Consider the following 20,623-nt stretch of genomic DNA (forward strand, 5'->3'; position numbering starts at 1 on the left):
GCCCCGGCCGCGAGCCTCAGTGGGAGCTGGGGATCTCGGCCGCGGCGATCCGCACCGACGCGAGCTGCTCGGCCCGTGTCGGTGCCGCGTGCACCGTGACGAGCTCGTCGACGTCCGCGAACTTCGCGAACTGTGCGAGCTCCTCGCGCACGCGCGCTGGTCCGCCCACCGCGGTGTACTGCAGCATGCCGCGGATCTCGCGCCCAGCGGGGGAGTCGAAGAGCTGGCCAGCCTCCTCCGTGGTGAGGAGCTGGTCCCTGCCCCGGGACAGGAACGTGCGCACACGGTGCAGCTCGGTGCGCGCGAAGAGAGCGTCGGCCTCGGCGTCGGTCTCCGCAGCCACCACGTTGATGCCGGCGCTCACGTAGGGTTCGGGGTGCGCCGCGCTCGGCGTGTAGTTCGCCCGATAGTGCTGCACCGCGGTGGTGAGCAGCTGCGGGGCGAAATGCGAGGCGAACGAGTACGGGAGCCCCAGCTGTGCGGCGAGCTGCGCGCCGAAGAGTGAGGAGCCCAGGATTGTGAGCGGCACGTTCGTGCCGCGGCCGGGGTAGGCGTTGACGGCCGTGCGCGGGAGCTCCGCCGAGAGGTAGCGCTGCAGCTCGATCACGTCGGCGGGGAAGCTCTCCGCTGCGGCGTGCGTGCGCCGGAGCGCGCGGAACGTTGCGCCGTCGGTGCCGGGCGCGCGCCCGAGCCCCAGGTGAATACGGCCGGGGTGCAGTTCGGCGAGCGTGCCGAACTGCTCGGCGATCACGAGCGGCGAGTGGTTCGGCAGCATGACGCCGCCGGCGCCGAGCCCGATCGTGCGGGTGTTGGCCGCGATGTGCGCGATGAGCACCGAGGTGGCGCTCGACGCAATCGAGGACATGTTGTGGTGCTCCGCGTACCAGATCCGCGTGTACCCCTGCGCCTCCGCGAGCTGCGCGAGCTCGACCGAGTGCGCCAGTGCGTCAGCGATGCTCCCGTCGGCTTCCACTGTTGCGAGATCGAGGAGTGAGAGCGGAGGCAGCGTGGTCATGCTCGGTGTAACGCCCCGGACCGGTGCGGTATTCCGAGCGCCAGGCCGCTGAACGCGGGCGGCGGCCGACCCCGAACCCGGGATCGGCCGCCGCGCGTCGCGAAGCTGGCGCTAGCGTGACGGTGGCGTCCAGGACTTCCACTGGCCGCTGCGCTCGAAGTCGACGCCGAGCGGGATGTTGCTGCGGTCGCGCAGCAGGATCGTTGCGAGCAGGCCGAACCCGGTCATGATCAGCAGGTACACGACGATCGCCCAGGTGGAGCCGAACGACTGCAGCAGGAGCTGCGCGATCGTTGGGGCGAACGCGCCGCCGATGACGCCGCCGATCGCGTAGCTGATCGAGATCCCCGAGTAGCGGACGGAGGCGGGGAACGTCTCGGCGAACCACACCGCAGCCGGGCCGTAGGTGAGGCCGAGGCCGACCGCGAGGAGGCAGGTGCCGAGCAGCACGCCGCCGACGCCGCCGGTGAAGACGAACTGGAACAGCGGGATCACGCCGGCCGCCTGCACGAACCAGCCCACCATCATGACGGACTTCCGGCTGAACCGGTCGGAGAGCGGTCCCGAGAGGTACGTGAAGATGCCCCACACCACCGCTGCAGTCAGCACCGCGAGCTGCACCTGCACCGGGTTGTAGCCGAGGCCGCCCTCGGTCTCGGGGCGCGACGCGAGCCCCTGAACGTAGCCGCCCGTGAGCATGTAGCCGACGGCGTTGTTGCCAGCGAAGAGCAGCGCGCTCAGGATGACGAGCGGGAAGTGCAGCTTGAACACCTGGATGATCGGCGCGGACTCCTGCTTCTTGGCCTCGGCGATCTCGCTGAACACCGGCGACTCGTCGACGGTGCGACGGATGATGAAGCCGACGACGATGAGCACCACCGAGAACAGGAACGGCACGCGCCAGCCCCACACCTCGAATGCGTCACCGGGCGCGATCACGCGCATGAGCGCGAGCATCGCGGAGGCGAGCAGCATGCCGAACGGCACACCCAGCTGGGGGAAGATGCCGAAGAGGCCGCGCTTGCCCGTCGGGGCGTGCTCCACGGACATGAGGACCGCGCCGCCCCACTCGCCGCCGGCGGAGAGGCCCTGCAGGATGCGGAGCAGGATGAGCAGGACGGGGGCAGCGATCCCGATCGACTGGTACGTGGGAAGCAGGCCGATCCCGACGGTCGCGATGCCCATCAGCATCAGCGTGATGACGAGCATCGGCTGGCGGCCGAGCTTGTCGCCGAAGTGCCCGGCGAGGAACGCCCCGAGCGGGCGGAACAGGAACGAGAGGCCGATCGTCACGAGCGAGAGGATCTGCATCATCTCGGGGCCGGCCGGCTCGAAGAAGAGCTTCGCGAGGATCAGGTTCGCGGCGAACGCGTAGATGAAGAAGTCGTACCACTCGATGGTGGTACCGATGATCGAGGCGGCGACGACTTTCCGTCGCTCCCTCGGAGTGCTCACGGGGGTTGCCGTGGTCTGTGCCATTATTTGACGCCCTTGTCCAACTATAGAAACTACGATGGTGTTCACGAGTGTACGGCACCCCGGGAGTGTTTTCGAACCGCACGAGCTCAGGCGGCTCACACACGAGCAATTTCGGCAATACTGAGGGGCATGCGCTTTCCCGTAGGTACCAGACTCGTGGAACTGACGACGCCCGAGCGGCTCGAAGAGGTGCTGCGGATCGACGCGTGGGCGTACCCCACCGACGTACCGATGAGCGATCTCCTCCCGCTCGCGACGCCGATTCCGTGGGGACGCACGTGGGCGGTCGAGACCGAGGCCGGGGAGCTCGCCGCCATGTACGCGGCGTACTCGCTGACCCGCTTTCCCGTGCCGGGCGCGCAGACCGCGGGTGCCTGGCTCACCTGGGTGGGTGTGCATCCCGGGTGGCGACGCCGCGGGCTGCTCACCGGCCTCATCGAGCATCACTTCGCCGACTGCCGTGCGCGCGGCGACGCGATCTCCGGGCTCAACGCTGCGGAGGCGGCGATCTACGGGCGCTTCGGCTACGGGCAGGCGAGCTCACAGGTCTCGCTCACGGTGCCGCGCGGGGCGCAGCTGCACGAGGTGCCGGGCAGTGCGGAGCTGACGGTCGACGTGCGCGAGTGGGATCCGGATCGGGACGGGCCCGAGATCGCCGCCGTGCACGCGGCATACGCCGAGCAGCCACCGGGCCTCGGCCGTCCGGGCTGGGTGACGTGGGAGACCCCGGAGCTGCGGGCGTACGCCGACCAGGACGCGCCGGTGCTGCGTGGCGGGCTCGAGCCCCAGCGCATGCTCATCGTGCGCGACGGTACTGGTGCCGCGCGCGGCTACGCGCGATTCCGCAGGAAACTGGAATGGCAGCGGAACGTGCCCAACGGGACGGTGCAGCTGCGTGACTGCGTGGGGCTCGACGCCGCGGCGACGCACCGGCTGTGGTCGGTGCTGCTCGACTTCGACCTCATGGCGCGGGTCACGACCGGCCCGCTGCCCGTCGACGACCCGATCCACAGCCTGCTCGTCAACGCGCGCGGCGCTGCGCCGACGGTGGAGGACCTGCAGTGGGTGCGGATCATCGACCTGCCGCGCGCGCTCGCCGAACGCCGCTACGCGGCGCCCATCGACGTGGTGCTCGAGGTGAGTGACGCGCGCATCCCCGAGAACGCCGGGCGCTGGCGTGTGGTGGCCGACGCGTTCGGGCACGCCGAGGTGACACGCACGGAGGCCGAGCCGGCACTCGCGCTCAATATCCGGGAGCTGGGCGCCGCGCACCTCGGCTCGACCTCGCTCGCCGCGCTCGCGCAGGCCGGTCTGGTTGCTGGCGCGCCCGAGGCGATCGCCCGTGCGGCGGCGGCGTGGTCGTGGCCGATCGCCGCGGGCGCCAGCTGGGTGTTCTAGCCCCGCGCCCCCGCCCCTCCGCGCGGATCGGGGTCACTTCGGCAGGGTGTCGCGGTGATGCGCGTCGCGACACCCTGCCCAAGTGACCCCGATCCGGTGGGACGGGCGGACGGGCGGGGCCGGGGTGGGCCGCCGGGCGGCGGGCCGGGGCTACTCGGCCTCGGTGATCGAGAGGAGCGTGTGGCCGCTCGGCACCGTCTGGCCGACGGGGGCGTCAACGCCCGATACGACACCGGAGCGGTGCGCGTAGATCGACTGCTCCATCTTCATCGCCTCGAGCACGACGACGAGATCGCCCTCGGTGACCGACTGGCCCTCCTCGACCGCGAGCTTCACCACGGTGGCCTGCATCGGGGCGGAGACGCCAGCGCCGGCCGCGGTGGCCACGCCAGCACCCTTCGCGCGCTTCGGCGCGGGGCCGCGGGTGACGTCCTGGTCAACGAGCGGCAGCAGCGTCGCCGGCATGGTCACCTCGACGCGGCGGCCCTCCACCTCGACGACCACGGTGTGGCGCTTCGGATCCTGCGCGATCGGGGGGACCTCGCCCTCCCACGGCTCGATGTCGTTCTCGAACTCGCTCTCGATCCACAGCGTGTACACGCCGAAGTGCCCATCGGGCGCCGTGAACGCCGGATCGGTGACGATCTTGCGGTGGAACGGCAGCACGGTCGGCAGGCCCTGCACCTCGAACTCCGCGAGTGCGCGGCGCGAGCGCTCAAGCGCCTCCTCGCGGGTGGCACCGGTGACGATGAGCTTGCCGAGCATCGAGTCGAACGCACCGGAGACGACGTCGCCCGAAGCGACGCCCGTGTCGACGCGCACGCCGGGGCCGGAGGCCGGCTTGAACAGTGCAACCGGGCCGGGCGCAGGGAGGAAGCCGTTGCCGGGATCCTCGCCGTTGAGACGGAACTCGAACGAGTGGCCGTGCGGCGTTGGATCGTCGTAGTCGATCACGCCGCCCTCGGCGATGCGGAACTGCTCGCGCACGAGGTCGATGCCCGTGACCTCCTCGGAGACCGGGTGCTCGACCTGCAGGCGGGTGTTCACCTCGAGGAACGACACGGTGCCGTCCTTCGCGACGAGGAACTCGCAGGTGCCGGCCCCCACGTAGCCGACCTCCTTCAGGATGGCCTTCGACGAGGCGTAGAGGCGCTCGTTCTGCTCATCGGTGAGGAACGGCGCCGGCGCCTCCTCGACGAGCTTCTGGTGGCGGCGCTGCAGCGAGCAGTCGCGCGTGGAGACCACGACGACGTTGCCGTGCTGATCCGCGAGGCACTGCGTCTCGACGTGGCGCGGCTTCTCCAGGTACTTCTCGACGAAGCACTCGCCGCGGCCGAACGCGGCAACCGCCTCGCGCGTTGCCGACTCGAACAGCTCGGCGATCTCCTCGCGCTTGTACGCGACCTTCAGGCCGCGGCCGCCGCCGCCGAACGCCGCCTTGATCGCGATGGGCAGCCCCACCTCGTCGGCGAACGCGATGACCTCGTCAGCGTTCTGGACCGGGTCGCTCGTGCCGGCTGCGAGCGGTGCGCCCACCTTCTCCGCGACGTGGCGCGCGGACACCTTGTCGCCGAGGCGCTCGATCGCGTCGGGGCCCGGGCCGATCCAGGTCAGGCCGGCGGCGATCACCGCGCGCGCGAAGTCGGCGTTCTCGGCGAGGAAGCCGTAGCCCGGGTGCACGGCGTCGGCGCCGGAGCGGCGGGCCACACCGAGGATCTTGTCGATCACGAGGTAGGTCTCGGCACTCGTCGAGCCGCCCAGCGCGTACGCCTCGTCGGCCAGCTGCGCGTGCAGGGCGTCGCGATCCTGATCGGCGTAGACGGCGACGGAGGCGATGCCGCTGTCTGCTGCGGCGCGGATGATGCGGACGGCGATCTCGCCACGGTTGGCGATCAGCACTTTACGAATGCGGGACATGCGCTCCAGCCTATTGGAGAGGGGGGCCGCTTCCTTGGATATAGGGCACAAACCTTTCGGAGATCCGTTGCTGAAGCGGATAACTGCCGCGTGTTGCCCGCGTGGCGCGGCGACACCGTGTGAACCGGCGTGACCTGGGTATTCCACACGGCTCGCACAGCCAGTACGCTGAAGTCGTGTGGGGGCGCGGCCGCGTCGCCGCACCCTCCCGCATCGAACAGATGGAGACACTCATGGCTCAGAACGCCGATCTCGATTCCCTGCTCAAGAACATCCCGCTCGGTGAGCTGGCCGCCAAGTTTGGTGTCGACCAGGACACCGTCACCGCCGCCGTGCAGCAGGCGCTCCCAGGTCTCATCGGTGGCCTCGCGGTGAACGCCAGCGACGCAGACGGCGCAGCGAAGCTCGAGAGCGCGCTCGCGAAGCACCAGCCCACCGAGGGCACGATCGACCTCAACTCGATCGACACCGCCGATGGCGAGAAGATCGTGAAGCACGTGCTCGGCGACAAGAAGGACGAGGTCGCGCAGGCGCTCGGCCAGCAGTCGGGCGACAACGCGATCGCGAGCCTCGTGCCGCAGCTCCTCCCCATGCTCGCGCCGCTCGTGATGCAGTTCCTCGCAGGCAAGGTGGGCGGCCAGCAGGGCACCGTCGCCGCATCGAACGATCAGGGCGGCCTCGGCGGCGTGCTCGGCAACCTGCTCGGCGGTCTCGTCGGCGGCGGCCAGCAGCAGAGCGCGCAGGCGTCCGGCGGTGGCCTCGGCGATCTGCTCGGCGGCCTGCTCGGCGGTGGCCAGCAGCAGAGCGGCGGCGGCCTGGGCGACCTGCTCGGCGGCCTGCTCGGCGGCAAGAAGTAGGACGCGGCATCGGGAGCCACCCCGCCACCTGCCGGAGCAACCCGGTACACTGGCGGGGTGGTGAATCCTGAAATTCAAGGGCGGGTCTACCCGCCGACAGCGCCGTACCTCGTGGGCCGCGAGAAGATCCGCGAGTTCGCACGCGCCGTGCTGAGCGAGTCCCCGGTCCACTTCGACCAGGAGGCCGCGCGCCAGGCCGGGCACGCCGATGTCGTCGCCCCGCCCACCTTCCCCGTCGTGGTCCAGGAGGCCACGCTCGCGCAGCTGCTCGCCGACCCCGAGGCGGGGGTCGACTTCTCCCGCGTGGTGCACGGCGACCAGCGCTTCACGTATTCACGCCCGGTCGTCGCCGGCGATGAGCTCACCGCGACCCTCACGATCGCCGCGGTCAAGCAGCTCGGCGGCCACTCCATGGTCACCGCGTCGAGCGCGATGACCGACGCGACGGGCGCGCACGTCGTCACCGCCATCTCGACGCTCGTGGTCCGCGCACCGGAACCCGACGAGGCGGCCACCGAGGCAGAGGGAGCAGCCGCATGAGCGCCGCACCAGTGTTCGCAGACCTGACCGTCGGCGAGGTGGTCGCCGAGCGCGAGCTGACGCTCACCCGCGACCGGCTCGTGCGCTACGCCGGGGCCTCGGGAGACTTCAACCCCATTCACTACCGCGACGATGTTGCGGTCTCGGTCGGCCTGCCCGGCGTGCTCGCGCACGGCATGCTCACCATGGGCGCGGCAGGCGCCGTCGCCACCGACTGGTTGGGCGCCGCCGGCTGGGTGCAGGACTTCCAGTCGCGCTTCACCCGCCCGGTGCCCGTCGACGCGGCCGCGGGCGCGGCCGTGACCGTCACCGCGACGGTCGGCCAGCTCGACGCCGAGGCACGCACCGCGCGCATCGATCTGAAGGTCGTGTTCGACGGCGCGACCGTGCTGGGCAAGGCTCAGCTCGTGGCGGCGTTCGCGTGACACCTGCCGGTGAGCACCCGGTCGCAGTGCAGGGCGGTGACCCCCGCCTCGCGGAGCTGACCACCATGCGCGTCGGTGGGCCCGCCGAGCGGCTCCTCACCGCGACGAGCCGCGAGGAGCTGATCGCGCACGCGAGCGAGCTCTGGCGCGACGGCGAACCCTGGCTGCTGCTCGGCGGCGGCTCGAACACCGTCGTGCACGACGACGGTTTCCCCGGGCCGGTGCTGCTCGTGCGCACGCGCGGGATCGCGGAGGTGCCCGATCCCGATCTGCCTGCCGAGCAGCTGCGCATCCGCGTCGCGGCTGGCGAGGACTGGGACGCGCTCGTCGAGACGGCGGTGTCCCGCGGCTGGGCCGGCATCGAGGCGCTCTCCGGGATCCCCGGACTCGCCGGCGCCGCACCGGTGCAGAACATCGGCGCGTACGGCCAGGAGCTCTCCGACGTGCTGCACTCGATCGAGTTCCTCGACGCTGGCGCGAGCGAGCCGCGCACGCTGAGCGCCGCCGAGCTCGAGCTCGGCTACCGCGACTCCGTGATCAAGCAGGGGCTCGAGGGCGTGGTCGTGTCGATTGATCTCGTGCTCACGCGCGCCGCGGCCCCGCGCGGCCGCCACGGCGCAGCCGCGGCCGACGATGGTGCCGCAGCCACCGCGGCCGCAGAAGCGCCCGTGCGCTACGGGCAGCTCGCCACCGCGCTCGGCGTCGAGCTCGGCGCGCGCGTGCCGATCCGCGTGCTGCGGGACTCCGTGCTGCGCCTCCGCGCCGCGAAGGGCATGGTGCTGAGCGAGACCGACCACGACTCGTGGAGCTCGGGATCGTTCTTCACGAACCCGATCGTCACCGAGCACTTCGCGCGCACGCTGCCGGAGGACGCCCCGCGGTTCCCGGTGGGCGACGCCGAGCCGGAGGACACCGTGGTGAGCCTCGAGGACCTCGCGGCAGGGGCATCGCTCGCGCCGCAGCCGGCGGCACCCGAGCGCATGGTGAAGCTCTCCGCGGCCTGGCTGATCGAGCACGCCGGCGTGCCGAAGGGCTTCCGCCTCCCCGGCTCCGGCGCGGCGATCTCCTCCAAGCACACGCTCGCGATCACGAACCGAGGCGCGGCGTCAGCCGCCGACGTCGCCGAGCTCGGCCGGTTCATCGTGCAGCGCGTGCAGCAGGAGTTTGGCCTGGTCCTCGTCCCCGAACCCAATCTGTACGGGCTCGAGCTGTAGCCGTCGACATGCGGATTCAGATCGTCGGGGCTGGCCGCATGGGCGCGGCGCTGAGTGCTGCGCTCAGCACCGATCCCGATCTGAGCGTGTCGACCCCGCTGGGGCGCGGCGCGACCGGCGCGGGCGCCGACGTGGTGCTCCTCGCGGTGCCCGATGCGGCGATCGCCGAGGCCGCGGCAGCGATCCTGCCCGGCCCGATCGTCGGCCACCTGTCGGGGATCTCCGGGCTCGACGTGCTCGCCCCGCACGAGGCGTTCAGCCTGCACCCGCTCCTCACCGTGACCGGCGCGGAGACCGCCTTCGCCGGGGCGCACGCCGCGCTCGACGGCACGAGCGAGCGCGCGCGGGATCACGCCGCGCGGCTCGCGTCGGCGCTCGGCATGCGCACCTTCCGCGTGGCCGACGAGGATCGCGCCGCCTACCACGCGGCTGCCTCGCTCGCGGCGAACGCGCTCGTGACGCTCGAGTGGACCGCCGAGCGCCTTGCCGCGACCGCCGGGGTGCCACGCGAGGCCCTCGCCCCGCTCGCGCGCGCCGCGCTCGAGAACTGGGCCAGCCGCGGCGCTGCGGCGGCGCTCACCGGGCCGATCGCGCGCGGCGACGACGCGACCGTCGCCAGGCAGCGCGCGGCGATCGCCGAGCGACTGCCTGGCGAACTCGCCCTGTTCGACGCGCTCGCGGAGACCACCCGTGCCCTTGCCGGACGGCGCGACGGCGCCGATCCCGCACCGACACCCACCGAGGAGACCCGATGAGGATCGTCCGCACCATCCCCGAGCTTCGGGCCGAACTCGACGCGCGCGCTGCGGCGGGGGAGCGCCGCGTGGGGTTCGTGCCCACCATGGGCGCGCTGCACGAGGGGCACCTGTCGCTCGTGCGCGCGGCTCGGGCCGAGCAGGACGTCGTGGTGCTCTCCATCTTCGTGAACCCCACCCAGTTCACCGAGGCGGCGGACCTCGACGCGTACCCGCGGCAGGAGGCCGCCGACGCCGCGCTCGCCGAGGGGGCCGGCGTCGACCTCATCTTCGCGCCGGAGGCGGCGGAACTCTACCCCGCAGGCTTCGCCACGACCGTGCGCCTCATCGGCCCGCTCACCGAGACGCTCGAGGGCGCGAAGCGCGGGGCAGCGCACTTCGACGGCGTGGCCACCGTGGTCTCGAAGCTCCTGCTCGCCGTGCGCGCCGAGGCCGCGTACTTCGGCCAGAAGGACGCGCAGCAGCTGCTCGTCGTGCGCCGCATGGTGACCGACCTCGGCATTCCGACGCGCATCGTCGCCTGCCCGACCTCGCGCGACGAGGACGGGCTCGCCCGCTCCAGCCGCAACGTGCGCCTCTCGGCCGCGGAGCGCGGGCGCGCGCTCGCCATCCCGCGCGCGCTCGCGGCGGCCGCAGCGGCCGTCGCCGCGGGGGAGTCGCGCGTCTCCGTGCTCGCGCGTGACGCCGACGCGATCCTCGACGCCGCCGGCATCCGACCCGAGTACCTCGCGTTCGTCACCCCCGACGACCTCACCCCGGTGCGCGAGGTGACCGCTCCCGTGCTCTGCGCAATCGCGGCGCGCGTGGGCGACGTGCGACTCATCGACAATGTGGAACTCGTTCCCGCCAGCCCAGTACCCGACACGAAGGAGTGAGCGCATGACCAAGATCACGATCCCCCGCCTCAACGAGATGCGTGCGGCCGGCGACCCCATCGTCATGGTGACCGCGTACGACGCGCCGGGCGCGCGCGCCGCCGAGCGCGCTGGCGTCGACATGCTGCTCGTCGGTGACTCGGGCGCGCAGGTGGTGCTCGGCCACGACTCGACCGTCGCGATCACGACCGCCGAGCTGCTGGTGTTCGCTGGCGCGGTGCGCCGCGGCACCGAGACCGCGTTCGTGGTGTGCGACGTGGCGTTCGGCACGACGGAGCTGTCCGACGAGCAGGCGGTCGCCACGGCGATCCGGTTCGTGAAGGAGGCGGGCGCCGACGCCGTGAAACTCGAGGGCGGCAGCCCCGAACGCCTCAGCCGCATTCGCGCGATCGTCGCCGCCGGAATCCCCGTGGTCGGCCACATCGGCCTCACCCCGCAGACCGCGACCGCGCTCGGCGGGCTGCGCGCGCAGGGCCGCACGACCGAGAGCGCCGCGCGCCTCGTCCGCGAGGCGATCGGCGTCGCCGCTGCCGGGGCGTGCTGCCTCGTCGTCGAGGCCGTGCCCTCCGAGATCACCGAGGTGCTGCGCGAGGCCGTGTCGATCCCGCTGATCGGGATCGGGGCCGGCCCCGCCGACGGGCAGGTGCTCGTGCTGCACGACCTGCTCGGGATCACCGAGGGGCACACCGCCAAGTTCGTGAAGTCGTTCGGCACGATCGGCTCGGACATGACCGCCGCGATCACCGCATACGCCGCGGAGGTGCGCGGGGCGGTCTTCCCCGGCCCGGAGCACGGCTACGCCGCGACGCCGGAGGCGGTGGCCGCGGCGCGCGCGGCGCTCGACGGCTAAGCCGGGACCGATCCGGCGACCCGGTCGAGCCCGCCGCGCAGGTCGCGGATCAGATCGCCCGCCGACTCGAGGCCGACGGACAGCCGCAGCAGGCCGGGCGTGATCCCGAGCCGCTCGTTCAGCTCCGGCGCGAACGTGGCGTGCGTGGAGGTCAGCGGGTGGATGATCATCGAGCGCGTGTCGCCGATGCCCGTCATCCGCGAGAACACGCGCAGCCCGTCAACGAAGGCGCGCGCGCCGTCGACCCCGCCAGCCACGGTGACGCCGAAGACCGAGCCGGTGCGGCCGGCGTAGTCGCGCTGGGCGATGTCGTGCAGCGGATTCGACGGGAGCCCGGCGTAGTCGACCACGGTGACCTCGGGCTGCGCCTCCAACCAGGCCGCGATCTCGAGCGACGAGTCGACGTGCCGCGCCATGCGCAGCGACAGCGTCTCCATGCCCTGGTGCAGCAGGAAGCCGGTGAACGGGGAGAGCGCCGGGCCAATATCGTTGACCACCGCCTCGCGCACCGCGCGCGCGTACGCCCGCGATCCGAAGCGGTCGAGCAGCGAGCCGACGCCGGGCCGCGGCGCCGACGTGATGAGCGGGTACGAGCGACCGGCACGCTCCGCGGCCTCCCAGTCGAAGGTGCCGCCGTCGACGATCGCGCCGCTCACGGCGGCGCCGTGCCCGGTCAGGAACTTGGTGGTCGAGTGCACCACGATGTTCGCGCCGTGCTCGAACGGGCGGATCAGGGCCGGCGTGCCGATGGTGTTGTCGACGATGAGGGGGAGATTGTGGCGTGCCGCGACCGCCGCGATCCCGCGCAGATCGGTGACGTCGTTGCGCGGATTCGGGATCGTCTCGGTGTAGATCGCCTTCGTGTTCGGGCGGATCACCCGATGCCACTCGGCCTCGTCGGCGGCGTCCCAGACGTAGTCGACCTCGATCCCGAACCGCTTGAAGCTGCGGCCGAAGAGGATCCGGGTGCCGCCGTAGATCGACGCGGTGGAGACGATATGGTCGCCGGCCTGCGCGAGCGCGAACAGCGCCGAGGAAATGGCCGCCTGCCCGCTCGACACGGCGATCGCCGCCGTGCCGCCCTCCAGCGAGGCGAGCCGATCCTCCGCGACCGCGTTCGTCGGGTTGCCCTGCCTGGAGTAGATGGGCGCTGGCTCACCCGGCCCGTCGAGATCGGGATCGGGATCGATGCCGCGCGTCAGCCCGATGCCGCCGCGCCACAGCTCGCGCCCGGCGAAGCGATCCACCTGATCGTCGAAGCTGTCGAAGACGTACCCCGCGGAGAGCGCGATGGGCGGCACCCGCAGCCCGGAGTTGCGGTCGGGGTAGGCGCCGGCGTGCACCTGCCGTGTCTCGAAGTCGAAGCCCTCCCAGTCGGTGATGGGGGTGGCTGCGTCTGGTGTGGTGCTCATGCCTGTGCCTCCGGTGCGTCAATGATTGCTGCGATGCGCGCGATGGCCTCGCGGATGGTGTCCGGCGCGCACGCGAGGTTCAGGCGCACGTGCCCGGCCCCGCCTGCGCCGAAGAAGGCGCCGTTGTTCAGCGCGACGCGCGCGTCGTCGAGGATGCGCTGATACGGGTCGTCGCCGAGTCCCGCGTCGCGGAAGTCGAGCCAGGCGAGGTAGCCGGCGCGGCTCGGGGCAACGCGCACGCCGGGCAGCTGCGCGGCGACGAGATCGGAGAGGAGCGTCTGGTTCGCCTCCACCTGCGCGATGGTGCGTGCTAGCCACGCGCGGCCCTGGGTGAACGCCGCGATGCCGGCGTGCAGGCCGAGGATGCTGGATCGCGTCACCGCCTCGGGCGGCAGGAGCTCGAGTGCCGCGGCGGCGCGCGCGTCTGCGGCGACGATCACCGAGCACTTCGCGCCGGCGAGGTTCCAGCCCTTGCTCGCGGAGGTGGTGGTCACCGAGAGGGCCCCGGCGGCCGCAGCGAGCGGGGCGAACGGGGTGAAAGTTTCGCCCGCGTGGGTGAGGGGAGCGTGGATCTCGTCGGACACGACGAAGACGTCATGCGCCGCGGCGAGCCTCGCGAGTTCGGCGAGCTCGTCCGCGGAGTGCACGAGGCCGTGCGGGTTGTGCGGGTTGCAGAGGAGGAATGCGTCGGCGCCTGCGGCAAACGCCTGCTCGATCGCCGCCAGGTCGAGGCGCAGCTCGGGGCTTGCCGCGGCACCGGCTGGCGCGGTCGCGGCAGAGCCCGAGCCCGGCAGCGATCCCGATCCCGACCCCGCGACGAGCGGCACCTCAACGATCTCGTACGGCAGCTCCTCGAGCATCTCGAAGAAGCCGGGGTAGACCGGGGTCGGCACCACGATGCGCCCGCTCGGCGCCGCCCCGCCGGCGTCCGCGGCCCGGCGGCGCAGCGCGCCCTCGACGCGCAGCGACTCGACAACGCCGGTCGCGACATCCGTGGCGAGGAACACGTGCTCGGTGGGCACCTCCCAGCCCCACGCGTCGCGTGCGTAGCCGGCGAACGCCGGTGCGAGCGGGCCGGGGCCGTCGAGGTAGCCGGTGTCCGAGGCGCTCACCCGCGAGATCAGCGCTTCGCGAATCTCGGGGGCCAGCGCGAAGTCCATCTCAGCGACGAAGAGCGGCAGCACGTCCTCGGGGAAGCGCGTCCACTTGATGCTGGTGCGCTCCGTGCGCAGCCGCGCGGGAGTCAGCTCGGCGAATGGCACGCCGGAGGGATCCACGTCGAGGGAGCGGAAACAGTCGGCCTCAGTCATGCGCCCATGCTCCCCTGTGCGGGCGTCGAGCGCGAGCCCGGCGGTAAAGCGGCGTCACACTCGGCCGGCGCTGCCCTCCCGGATCCCGAGCTTCACGATCCCCGAGACGAGCGCCTCCAGCGGGCCACGTCGACCGAGTGCGGCGAGCAGCGCACCGATCCCGAGCACCCCGGCGAGCTGCAGAGCGAAGGCCCCCACCCCGGCCACCCACCAGTCGAAGCCGGCACCCGTGAACGCGTCCGGGCTGTCGAGCGCAGGCTGGAGCAGCACGCCGGTGGCGATGATGTGCAGCGTGTAGATGGTCAGCGGGGCCGCGCCCGCCGCGCGCACGGTGGCGAGGAGTGGTCCCGGGGCTGGGGTTGCGCGCCCGCCGCGCGCACGCGCAACGTCGCACAGCAGCACCAGCGCGCCGATCACCGCGGCGGCGATGCCGGCCGTGCGGACGATGTCGATGAGCGACCCGGAGTGCGGGGTGGCGACGAGCTGCGCCCACAGCTGCGTCGAGAGTGGCGCACCGAACGTCGACTGCGTCACGTACTCGGCGCGATCGGGGGCGGAGACCCAATCGAGCGCGGGATCGGTGACACCGCCGAGCGTCGCGACCACCGCGTTCGACACGAGCTGCCCGGCGACCGCGAACACGGCGCCGACCGCGGTGAGGAGCGCCGCGGCCCGGCCGAGCCCACCGCGCCGCGCGCTGCCGGTGAGGAGCCGGCCGATGAGCACGCCGAACAGGAGGTACGCGCACCACGTGAGTGCCGAATACTCCCCGGTGAGGAGGAGGGTGCGCAGCGCCGCGAACGGATCCTGCGCGAACGAGTCGAAGTTCACCTGCCCGCCCTCGTACGGTGTGTCCGCGCCCTCGCGGTACACCGCGTTCAGCCAGCCGCCGCCGACGGTGAGCACCAGCGCGATGAGCGCGAGCAGCCAGCTGCGCGCCCAGACGAGCGGCGCGATGAGCAGCATCGCGATGCCGTAGTAGGCGAGCACGATGGCGACCGGGGTCTCGATGATGCCGAGCGTCAAGCCGATGAGGATCAGCAGGCCGCCGCGAATCGCGACTGCGCCGATGGCGGCGCCCGTGCGGCCGGCCGCGAGGAGCTTCCGCGTGGCGAGCACGGTGCTCACGCCGCCGAGCACGGCGAAGAGCGGGGCGGCGATCCCGGCCGTCAGCGTGTCGGTGAACTTCCCGGCGGCCTCGTCGAAGCTGCCCGGTTCGGCGATCATCCCGGCGATGGGGATGAGGTGCGCGGCGATCATCCCGATGATGGCGAGGAATCGCGCGACGTCGACGCCGATCATGCGCGTCGCGGCCGGAGCGGGGGAAGTCATCATCTGAGTCTGCCTGACCCGGCTCTGAAACGTCTGCGCCGGCAGTGCCGGCCGCGCCGGTGTTGCTAGTGCCCGACGCCGCGGCGAACGTGATCGCGCGCGTGCGCGAGCGCCGGCTCCAGTTCGTGGAACAGGTGGTTCGGGTGCCGGAGCGCGCCAACGACGCCCAGGCGCTCGAGCAGCACGCGATGCTCGGGGCGGATGCCCTTGATCAGCACCGTCGCGCCCCGGCGCTCCAGCGTTCCCACGAATTCCGCGAGCGCGTTCGCGCCGGTCGAGTCGATGATCTGCACATCGGAGAGGCGCAGGATCACCACCTCGACGTCGTCCGCGGCGGTGATGCGCTCGATGAGCCGATCCGCCGCCCCGAAGAAGAGGGAGCCGTGCAGCGTGTAGAGCGCGATCCGCTCGTCGCCGGGCGCAGCGGGGCCGGGGAGGTCCTCGCGCTCGGCGTCGCTCATGCTGCTCAGCGTGCGCAGAGCGAAGAACGCGGCGACGGCGAGGCCGATCCCGACCGCGATCACGAGGTCGAACGCCACCGTGACGAAGAGCGTGATCAGGAACACCGCAGCGCTCGATCGGCTCGAGCGAAGCACGCGGCCGATCGTGCCGGGGGACACCATGCGCGCCGCCGTCATCATGAGCACGCCCGCGAGGGCGGCGAGCGGGATCGCGCCGACCACCTCAGCGGCGACGAGCACGACGAGGAGCAGCGCCAGCGCGTGCACGATCGCGGAGAGTCGCGTGCGTGCTCCGCTGCGCACGTTCACCGCGGTGCGCGCGATCGCGCCCGTCGCGGGCATCCCGCCGAAGAAGCCGGACGCGATCGAAGCGAGCCCCTGCCCGAACAGCTCGCGGTCCGCGTTCACTTGCCCGGTGTCGGCGATGGTCGCGGCGACGCGCGCCGAGAGCAGCGACTCGATGGCCGCGAGCGCGGCGACCGCGACGGCCGGGCCGGCGAGCCCGGACAGCAGTGCGAGATCGAAGGTCGGCATGGTGGGCGCCGGGAGCGTGTGCGGCAGCGCGCCGATGGTCGGCAGCGGCGATCCCGCAAGGGCCGCAACCACCGAGACGACGAGGATCGCGACGAACGACGCGGGAATCGCCGGCGCAAACCGGCCGAGCAGAAGCATGACGACCGCGACCCCGACCACCGCGGCGAGCGGCAGCAGCGCGCTGGGCCAACTCGCGTCCTGCACGACCTCCCAGGCCGCGATGACCGCGTTGGACGAGCGGCCGGCGCCGTCAACGCCGAGCGCGGCGGGCACCTGCTGCAGGAAGATGATGATCCCGATCCCGGCCGTGAATCCCTCGATGACGGGCCACGGGATGTAGCTCACGGCGCGGCCGAGGCGCAGCGCGCCAGCCGCGAGCACGATGAGCCCGGCGAAGAGGCTGACAACCGCGACCGCGCCGACGCCGTGCATGGCGACGATGGGGGCGAGCACGACCACCATCGCGCCGGTGGGGCCGGACACCTGCACATTCGAACCGCCGAAGACGGCGGCGACGAGCCCGGCAACGATCGCGGTGATGAGGCCAGCCTCAGCGCCAACGCCGGAACTCACGCCGAAGGCGAGTGCAAGCGGCAACGCGACGATCCCCACCGTGAGTCCGGCAATGACGTCAGCGCGCCAGCTGGTGCGCAGTCCCCGGTAGTCTTCGCGTGTGGGCAGCAGGCCGCGCAGGCCCGCCAGAACCGCGGTCATTCTGCCTCCCTTGTCCAGTCCCCATCATGCCCCATTCCTCAGAAAAGGGAATTCGGCGGCGTTCCGAAAGATTTTGCTGTGCCTGGACCGTGTGCACCGCTACTCTGAACCCCAGGAAGAATCAAGGGGGACCCTATGGATATCGTGCTGTTTGCTACGCAGCTGCTTGTCGTCCTCGGCTGTATCGTCATGGGTACGAGGTCGAGCGGTGTGGGCCTCGGCCTCTGGGGCGGTGCCGGGGTCGCGATCCTCGTGTTCGTGTTCGGTCTCGCTCCAGGCTCACCCCCGGTCGACGCGCTGCTCATCGTCCTGGCCGTGGTGCTCGCCTCGTCCATGATGCAGGCGGCAGGCGGCATCGACTGGATGGTCTCAATCGCAGCGAAGCTGATCGCGCGCAGCCCGAAGCAGATCACCCTTGTCGCGCCGCTCGTTTCGTTCCTCTTCGCGGTCGGCGCCGGCACTTCGAACATCCTGTACCCGCTCCTCCCGGTGATCCAGGACCTCTCCTACCGCAACGGTGTGCGACCCTCGCGGCCGCTCTCGCTCTCGGTGGTGGCGACGGGCGTGGCGCTCGCGTGTAGCCCGGTCTCCGCGGCGATGGCTGCGATGGTGACCCTCACCGACACGGCGCCCTGGAACTTCGAGCTCGTCGACATCCTCAAGGTGACCATCCCGGCCGCCGTGGTCGGCATCATCATCTCCGGTATCATCGTGAACCGTCTCGGCAAGGACATCGCCGACGATCCCGAGATCCAGGCGAAGATCGCCAAGGGCGAGATCCCCGCACCCTCGGCGAACGCCGCCGAGGTGCGCGCCGAAGTGACCGTCACCTCGGCCGGCAGGAACGCTGCGGTCATCTTCCTGCTCGGCGTCGCCGCGATCGTCGCCTTCGGCCTCTTCAAGGGGATCCGCCCGCTCGACGCCGCAGGCGACCCCGTGGCGATGACCCCGATCATCGAGATCGTGATGTTCGTCGTCGGTACGCTCATCCTCGTGGTGTCCCGACCGAAGGTCGGCGAGATCCCCACGATGACCGTGTTCAAGGCCGGTATGGTCTCCGCGATCGCGCTCTTCGGCCTCGCATGGCTCACCGACACGTTCCTCGGCGCGCACACCACGCTCATCGCCGAGGGCGTTGGCGGCCTCGTCACCGCGGCCCCCTGGATCTTCGCGCTCGGCGTGTTCCTGGTCTGTGTGCTCACGACCAGCCAGTCGACCGCAACGCGGACGATCGTGCCGATCGGCCTCGCCGCCGGCATCCCGCTCGGTCTGCTCTCCGGCATGTGGGCCGGCGCGTTCGCCGGCATCTACCTGCTGCCGACGAACGGCTCGCAGATCGCGGCGGCGAACTTCGACCACTCGGGGTCCACGAAGCTCGGCACCAAGCTCGTCGACCACTCGTTCTTCCTGCCGACGGTGATCCTCGCGGTGACCACGATTGCGGCTGGCGCCCTGTTCGGGGTGCTCTGGGGCGGCTAGGCCTGGCGGCCCCCGCGCGCGCCAACGCACTCCCGCACGTCCCTCACGCACGGAGAAATCCGGTACTTCGGACCATTTCAGAGAAATGGGTCCGAAATACCGGATTTCTCCGTGCGGAATGGGGGTGAGGGGGCTAAGCGCTGGGTCTAGGGAGCTTTGGGGAGCGCGGGCCGCTTGCTACGCCGCCGCAGGCCTCACGTAGGTCTGCACCGGCGGCGATCCCGGGATGGTCAGCTGCGTCGCCGGACGGTAGCCCAGCCGCTCATAGCGGGCATCATTCGCCGGGTTCGACGACTCGAGGTACGTCTGCACCCCCGCGGCGTCGTAGTGCTCCAGCCCGGCCTGCACCAGGCGCATACCGATCCCCAAGCCGCGAGCCGCGCTCGAGACGGCGAGCAACGAAAGGTACGCGTGCGGCTCGCTCGGACGCGCACCGGCAAACAGCTCGCCTTCCGCGAGCAGCGTTTCCGCTGCCGCATCACCGATCGTGCCGCGCAGCAGCGTCTCGTACGCTGGCAGGTCAGCCTCCCGAATCTCATCCTGCCCCGGCGGGAACCACGTGGACACCGCGGCGACGGTCCCGTCGGGCAGCTCGGCGATGAGTGGCTCGCCATAGCGGACGGCCTGATCAGCCATGAAGCGCCAGTGAGCGACCGCGTGCGTCATGCGCTCCGGGTGCGCGGGGAACGCCGGTCCCCACACTGGGTCATCCCAGAACCCCTCGGCGAGGATGCGTGCGGTGACATCGAGGTCGTCTGCGACGAGCGGGCGAACGGTGAAATCTGAATGGGTCATGGAATCCTCGGCGTGTGCACGCCCGTTGGTGTCTACTCGGCCTCGCGGAACGCGTCCCACGCGCGCTTGCAGGCGTGCGCGATGGCGTCGATGTGCTCGGGGTCCTCGCTGATCCAGTCGGTCCCAGGCTCCTGGAGCTCCGCGGCAGCCGCGGGGCCGAGCAGGTACTCGCGCAGGAACTCGGCCTGCACTGCGCCGAGGCGGAGCCCGGCGGCGTCAGCGTCGGCGCGCATCGCCCCAAACCGTGCACCGGCGGCTCGGATTTCCTCGCTGCCGAGGTACGGCTGGTTCAGCAGCACCGCCGCGGGATCGCTCACCTCAAAGCCGGCGCGGTGCGCCTCGGCGAGCGCGCGCAGCGCTGCGGGATCCATGGTCGGCCGATCCTCGGGGTCGCGCTCCTCGCCCTGGTGATCGCCGCGGTTGGACAGCGCGACCACGGCGGGGAGGCGGTCGGCCTCGGCGCGCGCAACATTCACGGCACCGTCCCGCGTGGTGGTCGTGTTCATCGTGTCGTGGAATGAGAGCCGCGTGAACGAGCCGCCGCGCTCGAGGCCCTGCGCCACGAACGCGTCGGTGAGCGCTTCGCGCGTGCGCTCGTAGACCCCGAGCCCAGCCTCCGCGGTCTCGGCGAACGCGTCGACGAGTGCCTGGAGCCCGGCATCGGTCTCGGGGATCTCGAGGATCGGGAAGAACGAGAAAGTCACCGGGCGAATCGCGTCAACGCCGGTGAGGTCGACCTTCTGCCAGGCGCCGGCCGCGCGGACTCGCTCGATCGCCGCGGCGAGGTCCGCGCGCACATCGTCCGGCTTGCGCCGGTTCGGGTCGCGGATGAGGCGCGGGTGCGGGTTGATGACGGCGACGATGCGCGGGTCAATCTCCGCCCAGCGGCGCACGATCGACGCGGTGGCGACGTCGCTGTAGTCGTACTGCAGTCGACGGGTGAGCGCTGGGGAGAGGAACTCGGCGACCTCCTCGGGGATCGCTGCGCCGGAGTGCGGCGTCGCGACGAGCAGATCCGCGTCGGAGATGGCCTGCTCGAGCGTTCGAGTATCGGAGTCCGCGTAGTGGGTGATCTCCTCGGGGGTGAAGACCGTGCCGGAGGGGATGAGATCGAGGTGCGTGGCGCTCATTCCTTCAGAATAGCTGTGCGCCCAGAGCCTGACCAGGGGTGTCAAGAAGTGTTGTTCCAGTGGGAGTGGGCACGCAACGAACGGCGCCAGGGCCCCGCGGAGTGCGGGATCCTGGCGCCGTTCGCCGCTGG

Annotated in this window: 18 protein-coding genes; 9 read left to right on the top strand and 9 right to left on the bottom strand. The window is 71.5% G+C overall.

Annotated features, from left to right (window positions below; translation table 11 throughout):
* Nucleotides 1-16 precede the first annotated feature (16 nt).
* Nucleotides 17-1,015 (bottom strand): LLM class flavin-dependent oxidoreductase, encoded by a 999-nt coding sequence (locus EGM46_RS00740; protein ID WP_125098250.1) that lies wholly within the window; start codon nt 1,013-1,015, stop codon nt 17-19.
* A 111-nt stretch (nt 1,016-1,126) separates the two neighbouring features.
* Nucleotides 1,127-2,494, bottom strand: a complete 1,368-nt coding sequence (locus EGM46_RS00745; RefSeq protein WP_125098251.1) for an MFS transporter — start codon at nt 2,492-2,494, stop codon at nt 1,127-1,129.
* A gap of 129 nt (nt 2,495-2,623) precedes the next feature.
* Here EGM46_RS00745 and EGM46_RS00750 point away from each other — a divergent pair, with 129 nt between their 5' ends.
* Nucleotides 2,624-3,892 (top strand): GNAT family N-acetyltransferase, encoded by a 1,269-nt coding sequence (locus EGM46_RS00750; protein WP_125098252.1) that lies wholly within the window; start codon nt 2,624-2,626, stop codon nt 3,890-3,892.
* A 150-nt stretch (nt 3,893-4,042) separates the two neighbouring features.
* Here the strand turns inward: EGM46_RS00750 and EGM46_RS00755 are convergent, their stop codons facing one another.
* Nucleotides 4,043-5,809 carry an acetyl/propionyl/methylcrotonyl-CoA carboxylase subunit alpha gene (locus tag EGM46_RS00755; protein WP_125098253.1) on the bottom strand — a complete coding sequence of 589 codons (1,767 nt, stop codon included), beginning with the start codon at nt 5,807-5,809 and terminating at the stop codon, nt 4,043-4,045.
* A gap of 233 nt (nt 5,810-6,042) precedes the next feature.
* Between EGM46_RS00755 and EGM46_RS00760 the strand changes: the two genes are divergently transcribed.
* The 7 genes from EGM46_RS00760 to panB all read left to right on the top strand — a co-directional run bounded on the left by EGM46_RS00760 (nt 6,043) and on the right by panB (nt 11,325).
* A complete protein-coding gene (locus EGM46_RS00760; protein WP_125098254.1) occupies nt 6,043-6,666 on the top strand; it encodes a DUF937 domain-containing protein in 624 nt (207 codons plus the stop codon).
* A gap of 57 nt (nt 6,667-6,723) precedes the next feature.
* A complete protein-coding gene (locus tag EGM46_RS00765; RefSeq protein WP_125098255.1) occupies nt 6,724-7,206 on the top strand; it encodes a MaoC family dehydratase N-terminal domain-containing protein in 483 nt (160 codons plus the stop codon).
* On the top strand, nt 7,203-7,631 hold the full coding sequence (locus EGM46_RS00770) for a MaoC/PaaZ C-terminal domain-containing protein (RefSeq protein ID WP_125098256.1): 429 nt from the start codon (nt 7,203-7,205) through the stop codon (nt 7,629-7,631). The genes EGM46_RS00765 and EGM46_RS00770 overlap by 4 nt, the downstream gene beginning before the upstream one ends.
* A gap of 65 nt (nt 7,632-7,696) precedes the next feature.
* Complete coding sequence (locus tag EGM46_RS00775) at nt 7,697-8,845, top strand: UDP-N-acetylmuramate dehydrogenase (RefSeq protein ID WP_125098339.1); 1,149 nt, start codon at nt 7,697-7,699, stop codon at nt 8,843-8,845.
* A gap of 8 nt (nt 8,846-8,853) precedes the next feature.
* A complete protein-coding gene (locus EGM46_RS00780) occupies nt 8,854-9,600 on the top strand; it encodes a DUF2520 domain-containing protein (protein ID WP_125098257.1) in 747 nt (248 codons plus the stop codon).
* The gene (panC, locus tag EGM46_RS00785) at nt 9,597-10,475 is read left to right on the top strand and encodes a pantoate--beta-alanine ligase (protein ID WP_125098258.1); all 879 of its coding nucleotides are present in this window, start codon (nt 9,597-9,599) and stop codon (nt 10,473-10,475) included. Before EGM46_RS00780 ends, panC begins: the two co-directional genes overlap by 4 nt.
* Before the next feature lie 4 nt (nt 10,476-10,479).
* The gene (panB, locus tag EGM46_RS00790) at nt 10,480-11,325 is read left to right on the top strand and encodes a 3-methyl-2-oxobutanoate hydroxymethyltransferase (protein WP_125098259.1); all 846 of its coding nucleotides are present in this window, start codon (nt 10,480-10,482) and stop codon (nt 11,323-11,325) included.
* Here the strand turns inward: panB and EGM46_RS00795 are convergent.
* The 4 genes from EGM46_RS00795 to EGM46_RS00810 all read right to left on the bottom strand — a co-directional run bounded on the left by EGM46_RS00795 (nt 11,322) and on the right by EGM46_RS00810 (nt 17,088).
* On the bottom strand, nt 11,322-12,737 hold the full coding sequence (locus EGM46_RS00795; RefSeq protein ID WP_125098260.1) for an O-acetylhomoserine aminocarboxypropyltransferase/cysteine synthase family protein: 1,416 nt from the start codon (nt 12,735-12,737) through the stop codon (nt 11,322-11,324). The two genes, panB and EGM46_RS00795, sit on opposite strands and share 4 nt — an antisense overlap.
* Nucleotides 12,734-14,047 carry a MalY/PatB family protein gene (locus EGM46_RS00800; protein ID WP_125098261.1) on the bottom strand — a complete coding sequence of 438 codons (1,314 nt, stop codon included), beginning with the start codon at nt 14,045-14,047 and terminating at the stop codon, nt 12,734-12,736. Before EGM46_RS00800 ends, EGM46_RS00795 begins: the two co-directional genes overlap by 4 nt.
* A 54-nt stretch (nt 14,048-14,101) precedes the next feature.
* Nucleotides 14,102-15,379 carry a heparan-alpha-glucosaminide N-acetyltransferase domain-containing protein gene (locus EGM46_RS00805; protein ID WP_164512767.1) on the bottom strand — a complete coding sequence of 426 codons (1,278 nt, stop codon included), beginning with the start codon at nt 15,377-15,379 and terminating at the stop codon, nt 14,102-14,104.
* A 65-nt stretch (nt 15,380-15,444) separates the two neighbouring features.
* Nucleotides 15,445-17,088, bottom strand: a complete 1,644-nt coding sequence (locus EGM46_RS00810; RefSeq protein ID WP_125098263.1) for a SulP family inorganic anion transporter — start codon at nt 17,086-17,088, stop codon at nt 15,445-15,447.
* Nucleotides 17,089-17,223: 135 nt separating this feature from the next.
* On the opposite strand from EGM46_RS00810, the gene EGM46_RS00815 reads away from it, so the two are divergent.
* A complete protein-coding gene (locus EGM46_RS00815; protein ID WP_125098264.1) occupies nt 17,224-18,567 on the top strand; it encodes an anaerobic C4-dicarboxylate transporter in 1,344 nt (447 codons plus the stop codon).
* A gap of 177 nt (nt 18,568-18,744) precedes the next feature.
* On the opposite strand, the gene EGM46_RS00820 is transcribed toward EGM46_RS00815, so the two are convergent.
* Entirely contained in the window at nt 18,745-19,362 is a 618-nt protein-coding gene (locus EGM46_RS00820) for a GNAT family N-acetyltransferase (RefSeq protein WP_125098265.1), read from the bottom strand.
* A 32-nt stretch (nt 19,363-19,394) separates the two neighbouring features.
* Complete coding sequence (locus tag EGM46_RS00825; protein WP_125098266.1) at nt 19,395-20,492, bottom strand: N-formylglutamate amidohydrolase; 1,098 nt, start codon at nt 20,490-20,492, stop codon at nt 19,395-19,397.
* Nucleotides 20,493-20,623: the final 131 nt, after the last annotated feature.

This window comes from Leucobacter chromiireducens, from assembly GCF_003917135.1.
In the GTDB taxonomy this organism is placed as follows: domain Bacteria; phylum Actinomycetota; class Actinomycetes; order Actinomycetales; family Microbacteriaceae; genus Leucobacter; species Leucobacter chromiireducens_A.